The sequence below is a fragment of the Bacteroides sp. AM16-24 genome (assembly GCF_003471885.1).
GTDB lineage: Bacteria > Bacteroidota > Bacteroidia > Bacteroidales > Bacteroidaceae > Bacteroides.
The window spans coordinates 138,323-156,139 of record NZ_QRKI01000004.1; the positions used below are offsets into that span (position 1 = coordinate 138,323).

A 17,817-nucleotide genomic window follows, 5' to 3' on the forward strand; every position below is an offset into this window, starting at 1 on the left:
ACATACGGTTTTTAGAAATCGTGGGGCAAAGATAAGAATTCTTTTGTTACTGTACAAAAGAATAGTGTGATTGCTTACTTCGGATTAATAAACCTTATCTTTTTATAAGACCCAAAGCAGTCTTGCATTACCATACGTACAATAAAAGCCAGTACTCCGGACGATTTTACCTTTCTTTCTCCCACATAACCCGTACCTTTGACAACAGAAGATAATATACACAAAAATATAAATATCATGAAGAAACTAATTGCAATGACACTACTGCTCGGAGGCAGTACTCTGCTCTGCGCACAAAAAAACGTGAAGATACCGGCTGTGTACAAACCCGTCAAAAGCGAGATGTACCAGAAAGGCTGGATTGATTTCAACAAAAACGGAGTGAAGGATGTATACGAAGATCCGAATGCCTCGCTGGATGCACGTATCGAAGATCTGCTCAGCCAGATGACACTGGAAGAAAAGACTTGCCAGATGGTAACCCTCTACGGCTATAAACGTGTACTAAAGGACGACCTCCCCACCCCCGAATGGAAACAAATGCTTTGGAAAGACGGCATCGGTGCCATTGACGAACACCTGAACGGTTTCCAACAATGGGGACTTCCCCCATCGGATAATCCCTATGTATGGCCGGCATCCCGCCATGCCTGGGCACTGAATGAAGTACAACGCTTCTTTATAGAAGAAACGCGCCTCGGCATCCCCGTAGACTTTACGAACGAAGGTATCCGCGGAATAGAAAGTTACCGTGCCACCAATTTTCCCACACAACTGGGATTGGGACATACCTGGAACCGCGAACTGATACGCCAGGTAGGATTAATCACCGGACGGGAAGCCCGTATATTGGGATATACCAATGTCTATGCTCCCATCCTCGATGTCGGCCGTGACCAGCGTTGGGGACGCTATGAGGAAGTATATGGTGAATCTCCTTACCTCGTTGCCGAACTGGGTATTGAAATGGTACGCGGCATGCAACATAACCATCAGGTAGCAGCAACCGGAAAACATTTCGTTGCTTATAGTAACAACAAGGGCGCCCGCGAAGGTATGGCACGTGTAGACCCGCAAATGTCACCACGCGAAGTGGAAATGATACATGTCTACCCCTTCAAACGGGTGATAAAGGAAGCGGGATTATTGGGAGTGATGAGTTCGTACAATGATTACGACGGTGTTCCCATACAAGGCAGTTATTATTGGCTGACTACACGTCTGCGTGGCGAGATGGGTTTCCGGGGATATGTGGTTTCGGATAGTGATGCCGTTGAATATCTTTATACCAAACACAGCACCGCCAAAGATATGAAAGAAGCCGTGCGTCAAAGTGTAGAAGCCGGTCTGAATGTACGTTGCACCTTCCGGTCACCGGATTCATATGTATTGCCTTTGCGCGAATTGGTAAAAGAGGGCGGACTAAGCGAAGAAGTGATTAACGACCGTGTACGTGACATTCTGCGTGTCAAATTCCTCATAGGGCTGTTCGACGCTCCCTATCAGACTGACCTTGCAGGAGCCGATAGAGAAGTAGAGAAAGCTGAAAATGAATCTCTTGCACTACAAGCCTCACGCGAAAGCCTCGTCTTATTGAAGAATGAAAACAACGTGTTGCCATTGGATATCAACAACGTGAAGAAAATAGCAGTTTGCGGCCCAAATGCAGACGAAGAGGGATATGCACTGACACACTACGGTCCTTTGGCAGTAGAAGTAACCACAGTGCTGGAAGGCATTCGTCAAAAATCCGAAGGCAAAGCAGAAGTACTCTACACCAAAGGCTGTGATCTTGTAGATGCCAATTGGCCGGAAAGCGAACTTATCGACTATCCGATGACAGATAGCGAACAAGCTGAAATTGATAAAGCAGTAGAAAATGCACGTCAGGCAGATGTAGCCTTAGTCGTATTGGGAGGCGGACAGCGTACCTGTGGTGAAAACAAATCGCGCAGCAGTCTCGAACTCCCAGGACGACAACTGAAACTGCTTCAAGCTGTACAAGCAACCGGAAAGCCCGTCGTACTGGTGCTGATTAACGGTCGCCCGCTATCCATCAATTGGGCAGACAAGTTCGTTCCCGCTATTTTAGAAGCATGGTATCCGGGGTCCAAAGGTGGAACAGCAGTAGCCGATGTACTCTTCGGAGATTATAACCCGGGCGGAAAACTGACAGTCACTTTCCCGAAAAGTGTCGGACAAATTCCTTTCAACTTCCCCTGCAAACCTTCTTCACAGATTGACGGCGGAAAGAATCCGGGACTGGATGGAAATATGTCACGCGTCAACGGTGCACTCTATTCATTCGGATACGGTCTGAGTTACACCACCTTTGAGTATTCCGACATCGAAATCAGTCCGAAAGTAATTACACCGAACCAAAAGGCAACCGTGCGCTGCAAAGTAACAAACACCGGAAAACGTGCAGGTGATGAAGTGGTTCAGCTGTATATTCGTGACATCCTGAGCAGCGTTACCACTTACGAAAAGAATCTGGCAGGCTTTGAACGTATCCACCTGCAACCGGGAGAAGCTAAAGAGGTAGTTTTCGCCCTCGACCGTAAACAGCTGGAATTGCTGGATAAACACATGGAATGGGTGGTGGAACCGGGAGACTTCAGCATTATGGTAGGTGCTTCTTCCGAAGATATCCGCCTAAGTGGAACATTGACAGTAGAAGATCCAAATGCCCCCATGCAAACACAGGCAAAACCGGATGCTCCCGTAACTGCCAGCACCAATCCGGAAAGTGTAATGAACGTGCTCGATAAAAAAATGAATACTGTTTGGGAAGGAAATAAAGGAGATTATATTACCTTTGCCTTGGAGAACGGTTCCAAGGTAGATGGCGTTTCCATTGCATTCAGCAGAGGCAACGGTCTGCCGGCGGAGTTTGAAATCCAGCTTTCAAGTGGCGGCGGACAATTCCTGACGGTTTATTCGGGTACAGTCAGCGAGTACGGAAAGTTGATTTCATATACGTTCAAAGGAACTATTGCCAGCGACTTGCGCATTGTACTAAATGATGACCGCGTAGGAGTGGCAGAAATAGTGTGCGAAGCACGCTAAAGAGTGATAAGGTGATAAAGTTATAGCGTGATATTTTATCATATTACCACCTTATCGCCTTATCACTCTATAACATTATCACTCTATAACATAATATCATGAGAAAACTTCTTTTCTGTATGCTTGGATTAGCAATAACAGCCTGTGCACCCCACAAAGCGAGAAACGTAAACAACGGAAGTGACGAACTCACCATGCTGGTAGGTACGTACACTGATGGAAACAGCAAAGGTATTTACACCTTCCGTTTCAACCAGGAAACGGGACTTGCCACCTCGCTCAGTTCCATCGAAGTACTCAACCCGTCTTACCTCATCCCTTCGGAAGATGGAAAGTTTGTCTATGCCGTCAGCGAAATGAACGACACAACAGCTGCTCTCAATGCTTTCTCCTTCGATAAGGAAACAGGGAAACTCAGTTTGTTGAACCGCCAGCCCACTATGGGAGCCGATCCTTGCTACGTTGCCACCAACGGAAAAGAAGTACTCACAGCCAACTACAGCGGAGGTAGCATGTCTATCTTCCCGTTGAAAAAGAATGGTTCATTAGAGCCTATCGATACCCTTTTTGAAGGCAGTACCGGCGGACCGGACGCTGAAAGACAGGCAACACCCCACGTACATTGCACTGTTTTCTCTCCGGATGGAAAATATATCTTTGCCACTGATTTCAGTGCCGACCGTATCCTACGCTTTGTCATACACCCGAAGAGCATTATCCCCCACCCTTCTGCCGAAGCTATTGACGTAGATCCTAATTCCGGTCCACGTCATCTCACCTTCAGCCCGAACGGCAAGTACGCGTATCTTATCAGCGAATTATCCGGTAATATCACAGCTTTCAGTTACCTGGATGGTAAACTGGAAAAGATACAGACCATTGCAGCCGACACACTCCGTGCACGTGGCAGTGCCGATATACATCTCAGTCCCGATGGGAAATACTTGTATGCCAGCAATCGCCTGAAAGGTGACGGTCTTGCCATCTTCGAAGTAAATCCGGAAACCGGCATGTTAGCAAAGGTAGGCTACCAGTTGACGGGGATTCATCCGCGTAACTTTATTATCACCCCGAACGGGAAATATCTGTTGGCCGCCTGCCGCGACAGTCATGTCATTCAGGTATTCCAACGAGATCCCGTAACAGGTCTGTTATCAGATACGCATCAAGATATCCGTATTGATAAACCCGTCTGCATCCAATTCGTAAAATAGCCGGGTAAAAGCTTAACTTCCGGTTTTTAATCTTGTATATTTGTCATCGTAATCCTGATTTAGATTCAGGGTCACAGATAGTAACAGGGAAAAGCATTTGCTTCTCCCTGTTTTTTTATATCCGATACTTTTTCAGGCGAAAAATAAGATACTTTGAGGCAAAATACATCCGTCCCACCCTTTACAAAAAGGGCTTCGGATTTTTACTAAATTCACGACTGAAAATTAGTAAAAATCTACCGGAAAATTAGTAAAAACCCGATAAGGTTTTAGTAAAAAACAGTCACCCCGTCCAGAAAGGCTTCTGACGGCACTGACAGCCTATTCTGTTAATATTCTATAATCTTACTCTTGACAAAAATAACTTCATTAACTTTGTCCCTTAACCGAAATTGTTTAAACAACGCGATTTATGAAGAAAAAAAACATAGTATTACTTTCAGCACTGTTGTTCTCCGTTTCTGCCATAGCGCAAACAGAAGTGACAACAGGTATCATGCGTGGCAAAGACTACGGCGTTACTTACGTACTTCCGAAAACAGAAATCGAACTTACCGTGCAAGCCACTAAACATATCTATACTCCCGGAGAATTTTCCAAGTATGCTGACCGTTATCTGCGATTAACTAATGTTTCTTCCGAACCGAAAACTTACTGGACATTGGACAAGATACAAACAGCAGTAGTCGGTATACCTGATAAAGAGAATGTATATTTTGTAAAGATGAAAGACAAAACCGTGGCTCCTCTTATCGAATTGAGCAAAGACGGCATCGTCTACTCCATCAACATGCCGTTGGGCAGCGGACAAAAGAAAGCAGCTCCTACCACTCCCAAGGCAGCTGATAATACTCCTTACGTCAATCCCCGTAGCTTCCTGACAGAAGAAATCCTGATGGCAAATTCAACGGCAAAGATGGCGGAGTTGGTTGCAAAAGAAATCTATAACATCCGTGAAAGCAAAAATGCCCTGTTGCGCGGTGAATCGGACAACATGCCCAAAGACGGTGCACAACTAAAGCTTATGCTGGATAACCTGACCTTGCAGGAACGTGCAATGACCGAAATGTTTGCAGGCAAAGTGACCGATGAAGAGAAAATATATACCATCCGCATCGTCCCCAAAGAGATGAAGAATGAAGTTGCTTTCCGTTTTTCTAAGAAGTTGGGTATTGTAGCCAACAATGACCTGGCAGGCGAACCTATTTATATCACGGTAACTGACCTTAAAAGCATAAAAATCCCTGAAGTCGATCCAAAGAAGAAGCTGGATGAAGGTGTTGCCTACAATGTACCGGGCAGAGCTCACGTTACATTAAGCTATAACAATAAAGAATTGTATAATTCAGAAATTCCTGTCACACAATTTGGTGTAGTCGAATATCTCGCTCCTGTACTGTTCAATAAGAATTCCACAATAAAGGTATTATTCGATCCTGAAACAGGGGCTTTATTAAAAGTTGACAGAGAGTAATTTTATAAATCCATCCTTTCGTAATTGCATCACATAAGTCGTGACTCGTGAAGCATAATTCTCATCAAGATGGAAATGATCGGCAAGCTGGAAAACAATCTCCTGTACCGTACGCCGCCCGTCTATCAGACGCCACACTGCACTGCCGTGTTCTTCAAGTCGGACATGAATATCAGGAGACATGCTTTTCGGTAACAAAAGCCGGCGCATCCACTCATACTTGAACCGGGGATAGGAGATTATAGCGTAATCTCCCTCCCATTCGGTCAAGATGTGGTCACAACGAACCGGAACAGCATCCAACAGACTGACTTTTCCTTCTGGTGTTTCCATACTCATTATCAGTTTTCCTTTTTCTGTATATTAGGCAATTCTAGTCCATACCCATTTTCCTTATCCGCTTTCTTTAAGAAAAAGGCCACTACAAGAGACATACAGGCTATACCGGTAAAAATACACATAGGTATTGTATAATCATATATATTTGTACCATCAGGCTTTTGTCCGGTTATACAATAAACATCAAGTACTTTACCAATCAGAGTAGGAATCCCCCACAGACCAATATTTTGAATAAAAAATATCAATGCATATGCTGTACCTAACTGACTTACCGGAAATATCTTAGCGACCGCTGGCCACATAGCAGATGGTACCAGAGAAAAAGCAATACCCAAAATAATCATTAGTGCAATAGCCACCAGCCAGTAGTCAATGGAAGGAATTGCATAAATGAAATGCACGCCTATCAACATAGCAGCACCCAATATCATGATAGAAGCTGATTTACCACGTTTATCTATAAATCCACCAAATACCGGAGTCAATATCAGTGCTCCCAGTGCCGGCAATCCTGCAAAAGTGCCCGCTACATTCTCATTGATGCCATACTTAGTAATCATAAGTTCGGAAGCAAACTTCTGGAAGGGGAACACACAAGAATAGAACAATACACATAGCAAAGCTATTAACCAGAAACCCGGGTTAATAAGGATATTCTTCACATCTTTGAAAGAGAACTTTTCCTCTTCACTTACTGTACCAGCTTCTTCGGCAGCAGCAGCCATCTGCATATCCAACTTCTTGTCCATCACTGAGAAGATAAAGAAAGCAATCAAACCACCTACAAGTAATATCAATCCTAATAATACCGGAGAAGAAAGACCGAGAGCACGTGCCATAGGAATAGCCACTGCATAACCGGCTTGCGAACCAATACGTGCCAGTGCTACCTGTACACCCATAGCCGTAGCCAGTTCTTTACCCCTGAACCACTTGGCTATAATTTTAGAAACAGTGATACCGGCAACTTCCGCACCTACACCAAAAATAGAATAACCGGCAAATGCAACGAATACGCCTGCTTTATAACCGAAAATCTCGTTAAGACCGAAAATCTGTGCATCCGGACCGGCAAGCCCTGTCATGGCATAATATTCAAGTGCCGTACCTCCCACCATCAAGATAGTTGATAATTTACCAGTGAAACGAATACCAAAACGGTCAAGGATTAATCCACCCCAAATCAACATCAGGAAGAATACATTCAGGAAACTATATCCACCTGTGAAGAATCCAAAATCACTACTTGTCCAAGCAAGATCCGACTCCAACATTGTTTTCAGTGGTGCTACCACATCGTTTACATAGTAAGCTGCCATCATTGTGAAAGCAACAATTACCAATGCTCCCCACCGGGTAGCTTTGGAGTCATTCAATTTAAGTTTTAATTGTTCTGTCATTGTACTATTTAGATTAATTATTAGTCAGACTGCATAATCCCGACAAAGGTAGTTAAATCCGTCATAAAAAGAAAAAAGGCTGACACCTTTTCGGCATCAACCTCTTTCTTATTTCTTTTGCGGGATCATCCGCGCTTAGCTTTAATTAGCTGAATCTTCAGCAGCCGGAGCAGTTGTTGCAGGAGTTTCTGTTGTAGCAGGAGCTTCTGTCTGCGGAGCAGCTGTACCAGTAGGCATGTTATACGGATTGGTCTTTTCTTCTTTTTGAGCTTGCTCCAGAATCACATCGCCTCCCTTACCGGAAGAAGTAGGAACCACATAAGCAGTAGCAATACTCATTACGACCATGAATCCTGCCAAGAACCATGTTCCTTTTTCCAGAAAGTCAGTAGTCTTGCGCACACCCATAATCTGATTGGAAGAAGAAAAGCCGGATGCTAAACCGCCTCCTTTGGAATTTTGAATCAATACAATGAAGCACATCAGCAAAGATGCAACCACCATTAAGATAACTAAGAATAAATACATTTTGTTATTTTGATTTAGCGTTAATAATCAATTTCTCCAAAAATCTGATTTGGTCTGCAAAGTAAGCATTTTTTTTTGGATAATTCAAACTTAATTTTTTAATAATTTCAAGAGCCTTGTCATATCGGCGCTGTTTGATATAAATTTTCGCCAAAGTTTCAGTAAAACAACTGTCATCCAACTCACCCGAAGCTGATTTATGAGTCGTCTCTTCATCAGTATCCGTATCTTCAGAATCATCTTCCTGCTCTGTTTCTGCCTCTATGGGCTGAGGAATCTCTTCGGCTATAACCGGTGTTTCTTCTTCAACTTCGTCCTCTTCCTCCTCAATCAATGGAAGTAGAAGCGGATTTTCCTCTTTCAGCAACTTCAAGCTGATGCCTTCCTCGGTTTCACTCTGCCGGATAAATCCGTCTATCAAATCCTGTCCACGCAACTTGGGTACTTCCACCGGGATAGTCGATGATGTATCTGCCTCGTCCGTATCTTCATCATCCTGCATCAGATAGGCGGTATAATCCATTGTGTAATCCAACTCTGTCGTCTGAGAATGTTCTTCCGGCACAGTGGCAAGAAAAGCGTCTATTAATGAAAGGGTACGGTCGATACTCGGCTCTTCCTCCAACTCCTTCCCGACAACAGATTCTGAAGTATGAGGATGAAGGGCATATCGGTCACCTTCAATCAGATAAAACAATACACGGCGGTCCGATACATACAGTACGGCCTTACGTAATTCCGCACCGAAGTTAATATCGTGCAGCACATAGAGGTTCTTGAGATAGAGCAAACGCAGGGACTGAAAGTAAGGATAGCGGGTTACCAACGTACGAAGTTCGTATAAGGTATCCCGGTTCAACGCCTCGGGATGCTGTATCCATTGTTGCAAATGTACAGGCGTCATTCCTACTCCTACCAGTTAGCTACGGTTGCGTTAAATATTTGCTCCGTTATGTCTTTCACCATCAGTTTAATTAACTCATCCTGTACTTCACTTAACAACTTAGAAGAGTCATAGGTCTGGAAAGCAGAGAACTGCTGATCTGTGAAGTCGTCTTTATGGTCCGTATTATTCACAAAAGTAACTTTCACAGTCAAAGTAACTTTTACTTTTGAAGAATATCCACTGGCATCCACCGCTTCGTTATATTGGTTATAACCTGTAATCTCACCATCTATTTCAAGATCAGCATTACCATTAACAAGTGATAGGCGAGTCTGACGCATAAACAAGTCTTTCAAACTTTGATTGAATTCAGGAGCCAATGGCCCATGCACATACTCCGCACGATTCTGAAAATCTGCTATCGAAATAGTCTTTACCTTGGAGTAGTCAATCGAACTAATCGGTGCCAGTCCTACTTTTATACTGCACGAATTTACTATCAGTAATACGCTCAACAACAATGTTGTCGAAGCTATTTTTTTAATCCAATCCATATTCTTTAATCTTTCTGTATAAGGTACGCTCGGAGATATTCAGATCCTTTGCCGCACTCTTGCGTTTACCATGATGCTTTTCCAGGGCTTTTCGTATCATTTCTTTCTCCACCTCATCCAGAGAGAGAGATTCTTCTACATATTCTTCCGTGTCCTGTATGTCATCATCAATATCATGAGATGGCTTTATGGAAGGATGAATGATGGTAGGCAGACTCTGAGAAACCGGAGTTACCACAGCAGGCGGTTGGGTGAAATAAGTAGCAGGCACAGCCGGAGCAGCAGCTTTCCCACGTTCAGTCATGATCTCATGCACCAGCTTTTTCAATTCCGTCACATCCTGGCGCATATCGAAAAGAACCTGATACAGGATTTCTCGCTCACTTTCGAAACTCTTGGATTCCTTCACACCAAACAAAGCGGGAAGGCGTTGCATACTATTCTGCGCCGGCAGGTATCCACTCAAAATGGCAGCATTGATTTCACGGTTAGTTTCAATGATGGAAATCTGTTCCGTAATATTCTTCAACTGCCGTACATTACCGGGCCATGAATAAGAAACCAATAATTGCTTAGCATCTTCCGTCAACTGGATGGCAGGCATACGATACTTTTCAGCAAAATCTGAGGCAAACTTACGGAATAACAGGAATGCATCCTCTCCACGCTCACGCAGAGGGGGTACCTGAATCGGTACAGTATTCAAACGGTAATACAAATCTTCACGGAAACGTCCTTCGGAAATGGCCTGTGTCAAATTAACATTAGTAGCTGCCACAATGCGCACATTGGTTTTCTGCACCTTAGACGAACCGACTTTTAGAAACTCGCCACTCTCAAGTACCCGGAGCAGTCGAGCCTGCGTAGGCAAAGGCAATTCTCCCACTTCATCCAGGAAGATTGTTCCACCATCCGCCTCCCCAAAGTATCCTTTCCGCTCACCGATGGCACCAGTAAAGGCTCCTTTCTCGTGACCGAATAATTCCGAGTCAATGGTTCCCTCGGGAATGGCACCACAGTTCACTGCAATGTACTGACCGTGCTTACGCCTACTGTATTGGTGAATGATCTGTGGAAAGCTCTCCTTACCCACACCACTTTCTCCGGTTATCAGTACAGACAGGTCGGTAGGCGCTACCTGAATGGCAACGTCTATCGCACGCATCAATGCTTCATTGTTCCCAATGATACCGAATCGTAATTTTACTTGTTGTATTTCCGCTTTTGTCATTCTATAAATCTTCTTCCACACTATCGAGTTTCAGCTTATCGCTGTCATCACGCTTTTCGTAATATTGTTTTCGCAAGGGGTTGGCATGTGCTTCCTTATCGCGAAGGCGATTACGGAATACATCGATAGCCACATAAATAGCCTGACGGAAAGAGTCCTCACTGGCCAATCCTTTTCCAGCAATATCATAAGCAGTGCCATGAGCCGGTGAAGTACGTATCACGGGCAATCCGGCAGTATAGTTCACACCTTCATCCATTGCCAGTGCCTTGAACGGAGCCAATCCCTGATCGTGGTACATGGCAAGCACTCCATCGAAATGAGTGAAATTACCTGAACCCATAAAACCGTCAGCCGGATATGGGCCATAGCACAATATGCCTCTTGCAGCCATTTCTTTCAATGCCGGAATAATAATCTCTTCCTCTTCTTTTCCCAACAATCCTTCGTCACCCGCATGCGGGTTCAGAGAAAGCACAGCAATACGCGGTGCACCGATAGCAAAATCTTGCTTTAATGAATGATTGAAGATAGCTAATTTCTCCTGTATCAGTTCTTTCGTTATAGTCGATGCGATCTGGCTGACAGGAATATGCCCTGTAACCAAAGCCACCCGGAAATCATCTTTCATCAGAATCATCAATGACTTGGCACCATTACCCAGACGCTCTTCTATATATTCCGTATGACCGGGAAATGCGAAAGTCTCCGACTGAATGGTATGTTTATTGATAGGAGCAGTAACAATCACATCAATCAGTCCCTCCTTGTATTCTTCAATAGCTCTTTCCAGTGCTCCAAGTGCTGCTTTTCCGGCTTCGGGATCTGCTTTCGAAAATTCCACTTTCACTTCATCATCTGTACAGTTCACTACGCTCAAACGATTATGAACTGCTTCTGCAGCAGAGTTCACGATACTGAAGTTTGTCGGCAAATCGAGTGACTTACGATGATAAGCAGCCACTTTAGGCGAACCATAAATAATAGGTGTACACAGTTCCAACATAACAGGATCAGAGAATGTCTTCAAAATAACCTCATAACCCACGCCATTTATATCTCCTTGTGTAATGCCGACTCTTATTTTATTATCTTCCATTTTTAAATATATATCATTTTTTAATGAGGATGCGTCAGAAGTCCCAGTGATAATTTTTCATCCGCAGATTACGCGGATTACACAGATTCCTTAAAATCCCAATCTGCGTTATCTGTGTAATCTGCGGATGAAAAATATTTCTTCAATAATGATTCTCCTTATACATTCTCAATATTATTTTTCTTGATCAGCAGTTGGGGCTTGCTCTTTCTTCACCCCCAATGGTATCTCTGCATCTGTTTGCTTGTCACCCGGAACTCTCAATGTATAAAGAGATGCTTCCATTTGACGCATCAGATTGCGTTTCAGTTTATCAGGTGAATAAATGAAGGCTTCTACAACAATGATACGTTGATTCACCGGATCCAGACGCATGTGCGATACATACGGACCACCCATAAAATCACCTTTCATACGCCACAAGCCACGAGCTTCCAGTGCATATTCTCCTTGAATATTGAGAGGGCGTACATCAGTCATCAAGGTATCAGTAGCCATATACATACCTTCCTTAGCTCCCGGAATGTTAGCTTTCATAACAGAGTCACGCATCTGCACAAAATATTCCTTAGTAAAAGTATTCTTGTCTCTATAAGGGAAAGAGTAAATGACAAAGTTCTGATCAGCGGTAGCTGCATTCGTACCTGCCCAGAAGAAATTCTCTCCTTGCTTAGTAGAAGAAAGCTCTGCCGGTACCCATACATCACAATCAAACATACTCTTAACCTTCGTAGACACATAATCATTATGTTTCCTTTCCAGCTGTGCAATCTGACGATTCATCTCCGCACGGGTAAAGAAATCAATAATAGTCTGTTTGTTTTCCGTCACAAACGTCTGGAATGAAGCTTCATCAGGAGCCTGTATCGTCAGGATAGTCTGCGGAGATGCATATACATCCTTCGCATATTTAAATTTAGGCTGAGTATAAATATCCTGCACATCAGCAATGATAATATTGCGAATCAACTTTAATGTAGCATCATAATTTGCCGGAGAAGTGTACATCATGCGGAATGAACGCTCAGACTGGGGAAGCCCCGGCACATCCGTATCAAGTACATCATAAAGCGCCCTACCGGCAGGACGTTCCCACATAGCTGGATCTACTACTACCAGGATTTCATACGCACGACCACTTGAAGTCGCACCAAACACGCCCTTCTTACCGCCACTACATGCGGAAAAGGCTATTGCTACAAGAGCTAAACTTAGATAAAACAGGTGCTTTCTCATATACTTACCAGTTAATGTTTCTACAAAACTACGAAGAATACGTATATCATCCGAGCCAAAGTTAATAATTTATATTAATTCTTGTTTATTCTCTTCCTGCTTGGCAGTAGAAAGCATACCACAGGCAGCGAATATATCTTCACCCCTGGAAGCACGTATCGTAGTAAACAAACCGTGGGAAGTTAGGTAATCACGGAGTTTAGTCATCGTTTCCATATCCGCCCCCTCCAGATCTACCCCGGGAATAGCATGAAAACGAATAAGATTGATACGGCAATCCAGCCCGCGCAAGAGTTTCAATAATTCTTTAGCATAGAGCAACGAATCATTCACGCCCTTAAAAACAATATATTCAAAGGATAGTCTACGCTGTTTACTAAAATCATAGTTTTTTAACAAGTCTACCATTTCTGTAATGGAGAAAGCCTTCTCAGCAGGCATCAATTCCCGGCGCTGCAAAACAACCGGAGAATGTAGGCTGACGGCCAGATGGCATTCAGATTCCTCAATAAAGCGTTGAAAACCTTTGCGCAGACCAACTGTAGAAAGAGTAATCCGTTTGGGACTCCATCCATACCCATAGGAAGCAGTCATAATTTCCAAAGCTTTCAGCACCTCATCCAGATTATCCAGAGGTTCTCCCATACCCATCATTACCACATTGGTCAGCTTGTCCCTTTCAGGGAGAGAATTGATCTGATTGATAATTTGGTTGGCAGTCAGGTTAGCGGTAAAGCCCTGCTTACCCGTCATACAGAATTTACAATTCATCTTGCATCCCACCTGAGACGAAACACAAAGTGTGGCACGGTCTTCATCCGGAATGTAAACTGCTTCAACAAAATGTTTATCCCCTGCCCGATACAAATATTTCACCGTACCATCCACCGAGTGCATAGCTTCCACAGGTGCATCTGCTCCCACTTCATAGATATCTTTCAGGAGGTCCCGGTGTTTTAGCGACAAGTTGGTCATGTCATCTATGGAATTCACTTTCTTGTCATACAGCCATGAAGCTATCTGCTTAGCGGCAAATCCGGGCATTCCCAGTCTCTTCACCGCCTCTTGCAATTCAGTGAGTGTTAGTCCTAAAAGAGTTTGTTTCGGCATAATTATCTATCAATCTATCCAATTTATCTTTGCAAAGGTAGGAATAAAGTTGCATAAAGGCAATTACAGACACAGAAAATGAGATCCCCCCCTAAAGAAAAAGCCGTCTGATATTACATCAGACGGCTTTTCTTATATTATTATTCTGCAAATTCTTAGAAGAACAAATAACGACTGTCTTTCACATCAGCCTTCAGATACAAGTCGTTGAGGAACTGGCTTGCCATACGGGCATGCATATTCTGCAACGTAGCTTCTTCCGTTTCCTGGTTGAAAGTCTCATTCAGCTTTTCTTTAGCATACGGCTGAAGAACGAATACACCGCCATTACCCTTAATCGGAGCACTCAGTTTATTCAGTTCAGCAATAGATGCATAGGCACCTACCAACGGTTCGCTGGCACGTAATGCCGGAACATAAGCAGGAGCTGCAAAAGTTACGTGCTTCACAGAGTCGCTTACTGCTTCAGCCATAGATTTGTATTGGTCGAATGAAGTTGCACCGGCTGCTTTCATATCAGCCATAATCTTCTCAGCTTTCTTGTCACGGATCAATTCCAGTCTCAGTTGGTCTTTTACCAAAGCCAATGGACGATAACCTTCCGGAATAATGGCAGACACACCTACAACCAACATACGATCACTTTCACCACATTCATACAAACCGGATACTTCACCAGGTTTTGCAGAGAAAGCCCATCTCAAAGCTTCCTTAGTACCTCTGATACTACCGATACCATGTTCAGAGCTATACAGGTCATTTCTATCCAACAGTTTATATCCTGCATCTTCAGCGTTAGCTACCATCTTTTCCAAAGTCGGATTAGCAGCGATAAACTGACTGAAATCATTGTATGCTTTGCTATAAGTTTCCTTGCTGAATTCTACCGGACGTTTGATAACAGCTACTTTATATTTATCTTTAACAGCCTTCTTGTCCATTACCTGTAAGATAATGTTTGCCTGTGCCAAAGAAAGGTTAGCCATTTCATTCTTACCAAGAGTAGTAATTGTATTCACATATTTCAGATTGTCACCATCCAACTGCGCACCTTCATAGTTAGCAGAAGAAATCCAAGTAGACTCACCTGTCTGACCGTACTTCTTAGCAATCTCTGCAAAGTCAGCACCACCCTTGATAGCAGTATAGATACTGTCAGCCAAAGCTTTGGTCTTAGCAGCATCTTCAGCCACTACCTGTATCTGGCGATACTGAATAGAGTCCGGCATAGAGGCTGTAGCCAATTTCTTGAATGAATTGATTGTATTATCTGTTGCATTGTAGTAAGGACCATATACGCCACCTACGGAAACAGAGTCCAGACGAGCAACTACATCAGTAGGCAATGCCTTAGAAGTATAATACAAATCAATATAAGGAACTTCTGAACCTGCCGCACGAACCAGAGTAGAATAATCACCCGGAGTACCTGCAAGCTGTTCTGTATATTCCACAACTTCCTCTTGGATAGCATTTCTATCTTCAGGACTTGCAGTTACCTGTACATCAATGAACTTGATGTTACGAGTTTCTACATATTGTCTGAATTGTTCTTTCTTCTTGTCGTAAGCAGCTTTCAGGTCTGCATCTGTGATGGCTACAGTTGAATCTTCAATAGAAGAATAAGGAATAGCAGCCAGCAACAAATCAGATTGGTCTACTCTTGCATCAAAAGCAACCTGAGCTTCTACCGGATTAGAGAAAAGAGATTTGGAAACCAAAGCCTGATATTTCTCAGCCAGACGAGTCTGAATCAGTTGTTTTTCCAGGAAAGACCAGAACTTGTACATAGACTGATAATATTCAGCGTACTGTGCCGGCATCTGGGCTGTATTCATCTTAGAGTAATCCACCAGGAACTTCTTCAACATATCTTTATCAAAAGCACCGGTTTGCGGGTTACGGAACGGAGTTTGTTGCAGCATCGGGTGTACACCAGCATCGATGATTGCCTGAATTTCTGCTTTAGAAACTGACAAGCCAAGTTTTTCCGCTTCGTTTTCAATCAACTTATTGTTAACGTAGTTTCTCCAAACTTCATCTTTAATCTGATTGTTTTCTTCATCGGTAAGTGCGCTTGTACCTCTCGAGAATTTCACAACTTCAGTATATTCTTCTACCAAGTTCTGATAATCCTGAGCGGAAAGTGCCTCTCCGTTAACCTCTCCTACATCATGTGACTGGTGTGGCTGCAATACCTTCCAAGCATCTCCTGCGATGAAAGCGAACAGCGCCAAACCAATAACAATCACCAATAAGGGTCCTTTAGACCGAATGTTTTGTAATGTTGCCATTTTAGTTAATATGATTTATTTGTTTATTATTATTTTCTCCAAACTTCATTTTAGCGCACGAAGATACAAAAAATGCTAATACGCATCTATTTATTCTTTAAAAAATTACGCTATTCTGTTATTATTCCACCACTTTCAGGCGTACCAACTCTATTTTTGTGGCCGTAACCTTAATAATTTTAAACTGAAATTTATCAATCGTCACTACTTCATGCAATTTCGGGAAACTTTGATAACGATTCAGAATCAATCCGCCTACCGTCATATAATCATCTTCTTCCGGTAGATCCAGATTGAATGTCTCATTTACCTTTTCTATTTCCAAACGACCGGAAAGTACATATTCATCCTCTCCTATTTGTTTGCATACATACGAAGTGTTATCATGCTCATCTTCGATATCACCGAATATTTCTTCAACCAAATCTTCCAACGAAACAATACCGGACGTACCGCCAAACTCATCCACCACCACAGCAATAGTTTTTTTCTGCTGCATAAACAGCTTCATCAACTTATGTGCTGCCATTGTTTCGGGCACAATGGGCACCTCCTTTACATTATTCCGCCAATCAGCAGGATTACGGAACATTTCAGATGAATGAATATATCCTACTACATTATCAATATTTCCGTCATAGACTATAATCTTAGAAATACCGGACTCCACAAAAAGGCTCTTTAATTCTTCCAGAGAAGTCGTCAGATCCACAGCAACCACTTCTGTACGTGGTACAATGCAATCGCGTATTTTAATACTGGAGAAATCAAGTGCATTCTGAAATATCTTCACTTCGGTATCCAGCTCCTCTTCATCTTCGGCATTATCAATGCTGGTCTGAACAAAATAATCCAAATCCACTTTCCCAAAAGCTTTATCGGATGCCTCCTTGTTGATCTTCATCCCAAACATACGCAAAAAAAGATAAGACAGTCCCGAAGACAATTGAGATATCGGATATAAAATGACATAACAGATAAATAACGGGAAAGCACAGACTTTCAACACAAGATTGGGATTAATCTTGAATAAGGTTTTAGGAAGAAACTCACCTGTTACCAAGATAATAAGTGTGGAGATGACTGTTTGTAACAACACTTCCACAAAATCATTGGAGATTAAATCTCCCAGTAAATGCACTTTGATAATTTGCGCCATGAGGATACCATAAATAACCAGCGCAATATTATTACCTACCAGCATGGTAGATATAAAGTTATTTGAATTACGGAAGAAATAAGAAAGGATGCGTGAAGTCACACCGTCCTTACGTTCCATTTCAAAACGTAGTTTATCTACGGAAACAAAAGCAATCTCCATACCCGAAAAAAAGGCGGAGAATGCCATAGTAATCAATAAATAAATATAGGTATCCATAA

14 protein-coding genes are annotated in these 17,817 nt (G+C 43.0%); 3 read left to right on the forward strand and 11 right to left on the reverse strand.

The window, feature by feature from the left end:
• Window positions 1-237 precede the first annotated feature (237 nt).
• The 3 genes from DW182_RS06885 (at window position 238) to DW182_RS06895 (ending at window position 5,757) form a co-directional block, all read left to right on the forward strand.
• Window positions 238-3,069: a beta-glucosidase gene (locus tag DW182_RS06885; protein ID WP_118295072.1), complete on the forward strand. Its 2,832-nt coding sequence runs from the start codon at window positions 238-240 to the stop codon at window positions 3,067-3,069.
• 98 nt (window positions 3,070-3,167) lie between these two features.
• Window positions 3,168-4,283: a lactonase family protein gene (locus DW182_RS06890; RefSeq protein ID WP_118295073.1), complete on the forward strand. Its 1,116-nt coding sequence runs from the start codon at window positions 3,168-3,170 to the stop codon at window positions 4,281-4,283.
• Window positions 4,284-4,695: 412 nt separating this feature from the next.
• Window positions 4,696-5,757: a DUF4831 family protein gene (locus tag DW182_RS06895; RefSeq protein ID WP_118295074.1), complete on the forward strand. Its 1,062-nt coding sequence runs from the start codon at window positions 4,696-4,698 to the stop codon at window positions 5,755-5,757.
• Here DW182_RS06895 and DW182_RS06900 read toward each other — a convergent pair.
• The 11 genes from DW182_RS06900 to DW182_RS06950 all read right to left on the reverse strand — a co-directional run bounded on the left by DW182_RS06900 (window position 5,737) and on the right by DW182_RS06950 (window position 17,815).
• On the reverse strand, window positions 5,737-6,090 hold the full coding sequence (locus tag DW182_RS06900; protein WP_118295165.1) for a PqqD family protein: 354 nt from the start codon (window positions 6,088-6,090) through the stop codon (window positions 5,737-5,739). The genes DW182_RS06895 and DW182_RS06900 overlap by 21 nt on opposite strands.
• Window positions 6,091-6,098: 8 nt before the next feature.
• Window positions 6,099-7,499: an MFS transporter gene (locus DW182_RS06905; protein ID WP_117706587.1), complete on the reverse strand. Its 1,401-nt coding sequence runs from the start codon at window positions 7,497-7,499 to the stop codon at window positions 6,099-6,101.
• A 141-nt stretch (window positions 7,500-7,640) separates the two neighbouring features.
• Window positions 7,641-8,027: a preprotein translocase subunit SecG gene (gene secG / locus DW182_RS06910; RefSeq protein ID WP_007666184.1), complete on the reverse strand. Its 387-nt coding sequence runs from the start codon at window positions 8,025-8,027 to the stop codon at window positions 7,641-7,643.
• Window positions 8,028-8,031: 4 nt separating this feature from the next.
• The gene (locus DW182_RS06915) at window positions 8,032-8,931 is read right to left on the reverse strand and encodes a tetratricopeptide repeat protein (protein ID WP_118295075.1); all 900 of its coding nucleotides are present in this window, start codon (window positions 8,929-8,931) and stop codon (window positions 8,032-8,034) included.
• Window positions 8,932-8,939: 8 nt separating this feature from the next.
• Window positions 8,940-9,467, reverse strand: coding sequence for an LPS assembly lipoprotein LptE (gene lptE / locus DW182_RS06920; protein ID WP_118295076.1), 528 nt, complete (start codon window positions 9,465-9,467; stop codon window positions 8,940-8,942).
• Window positions 9,454-10,698, reverse strand: a complete 1,245-nt coding sequence (locus DW182_RS06925) for a sigma-54-dependent Fis family transcriptional regulator (protein WP_118295077.1) — start codon at window positions 10,696-10,698, stop codon at window positions 9,454-9,456. Before DW182_RS06925 ends, lptE begins: the two co-directional genes overlap by 14 nt.
• Before the next feature lies 1 nt (window position 10,699).
• Window positions 10,700-11,797 (reverse strand): 4-hydroxythreonine-4-phosphate dehydrogenase PdxA, encoded by a 1,098-nt coding sequence (gene pdxA / locus DW182_RS06930; protein WP_118295078.1) that lies wholly within the window; start codon window positions 11,795-11,797, stop codon window positions 10,700-10,702.
• A 174-nt stretch (window positions 11,798-11,971) separates the two neighbouring features.
• Window positions 11,972-13,033, reverse strand: coding sequence for a DUF4837 family protein (locus DW182_RS06935; RefSeq protein ID WP_118295079.1), 1,062 nt, complete (start codon window positions 13,031-13,033; stop codon window positions 11,972-11,974).
• Between the two features lie 69 nt (window positions 13,034-13,102).
• The gene (rlmN, locus tag DW182_RS06940; protein ID WP_117691614.1) at window positions 13,103-14,143 is read right to left on the reverse strand and encodes a 23S rRNA (adenine(2503)-C(2))-methyltransferase RlmN; all 1,041 of its coding nucleotides are present in this window, start codon (window positions 14,141-14,143) and stop codon (window positions 13,103-13,105) included.
• Between the two features lie 155 nt (window positions 14,144-14,298).
• A complete protein-coding gene (locus DW182_RS06945; protein WP_118295080.1) occupies window positions 14,299-16,437 on the reverse strand; it encodes a SurA N-terminal domain-containing protein in 2,139 nt (712 codons plus the stop codon).
• 121 nt (window positions 16,438-16,558) lie between these two features.
• The gene (locus DW182_RS06950) at window positions 16,559-17,815 is read right to left on the reverse strand and encodes a hemolysin family protein (RefSeq protein ID WP_118295081.1); all 1,257 of its coding nucleotides are present in this window, start codon (window positions 17,813-17,815) and stop codon (window positions 16,559-16,561) included.
• Window positions 17,816-17,817: the final 2 nt, after the last annotated feature.

Excerpts from the sequence above, each read along its gene's own strand:
- pdxA (WP_118295078.1), bottom strand. The coding sequence starts at position 11,797 with ATGGAAGATAATAAAATAAGAGTCGGCATTACACAAGGAGATATAAAT.
- DW182_RS06905 (WP_117706587.1), bottom strand. The coding sequence starts at position 7,499 with ATGACAGAACAATTAAAACTTAAATTGAATGACTCCAAAGCTACCCGG.
- rlmN (WP_117691614.1), bottom strand. The coding sequence starts at position 14,143 with ATGCCGAAACAAACTCTTTTAGGACTAACACTCACTGAATTGCAAGAG.
- DW182_RS06935 (WP_118295079.1), bottom strand. The coding sequence starts at position 13,033 with ATGAGAAAGCACCTGTTTTATCTAAGTTTAGCTCTTGTAGCAATAGCC.
- DW182_RS06895 (WP_118295074.1), top strand. The coding sequence starts at position 4,696 with ATGAAGAAAAAAAACATAGTATTACTTTCAGCACTGTTGTTCTCCGTT.
- DW182_RS06945 (WP_118295080.1), bottom strand. The coding sequence starts at position 16,437 with ATGGCAACATTACAAAACATTCGGTCTAAAGGACCCTTATTGGTGATT.
- secG (WP_007666184.1), bottom strand. The coding sequence starts at position 8,027 with ATGTATTTATTCTTAGTTATCTTAATGGTGGTTGCATCTTTGCTGATG.
- DW182_RS06900 (WP_118295165.1), bottom strand. The coding sequence starts at position 6,090 with ATGGAAACACCAGAAGGAAAAGTCAGTCTGTTGGATGCTGTTCCGGTT.
- DW182_RS06890 (WP_118295073.1), top strand. The coding sequence starts at position 3,168 with ATGAGAAAACTTCTTTTCTGTATGCTTGGATTAGCAATAACAGCCTGT.
- DW182_RS06950 (WP_118295081.1), bottom strand. The coding sequence starts at position 17,815 with ATGGATACCTATATTTATTTATTGATTACTATGGCATTCTCCGCCTTT.
- DW182_RS06915 (WP_118295075.1), bottom strand. The coding sequence starts at position 8,931 with ATGACGCCTGTACATTTGCAACAATGGATACAGCATCCCGAGGCGTTG.
- DW182_RS06925 (WP_118295077.1), bottom strand. The coding sequence starts at position 10,698 with ATGACAAAAGCGGAAATACAACAAGTAAAATTACGATTCGGTATCATT.
- lptE (WP_118295076.1), bottom strand. The coding sequence starts at position 9,467 with ATGGATTGGATTAAAAAAATAGCTTCGACAACATTGTTGTTGAGCGTA.
- DW182_RS06885 (WP_118295072.1), top strand. The coding sequence starts at position 238 with ATGAAGAAACTAATTGCAATGACACTACTGCTCGGAGGCAGTACTCTG.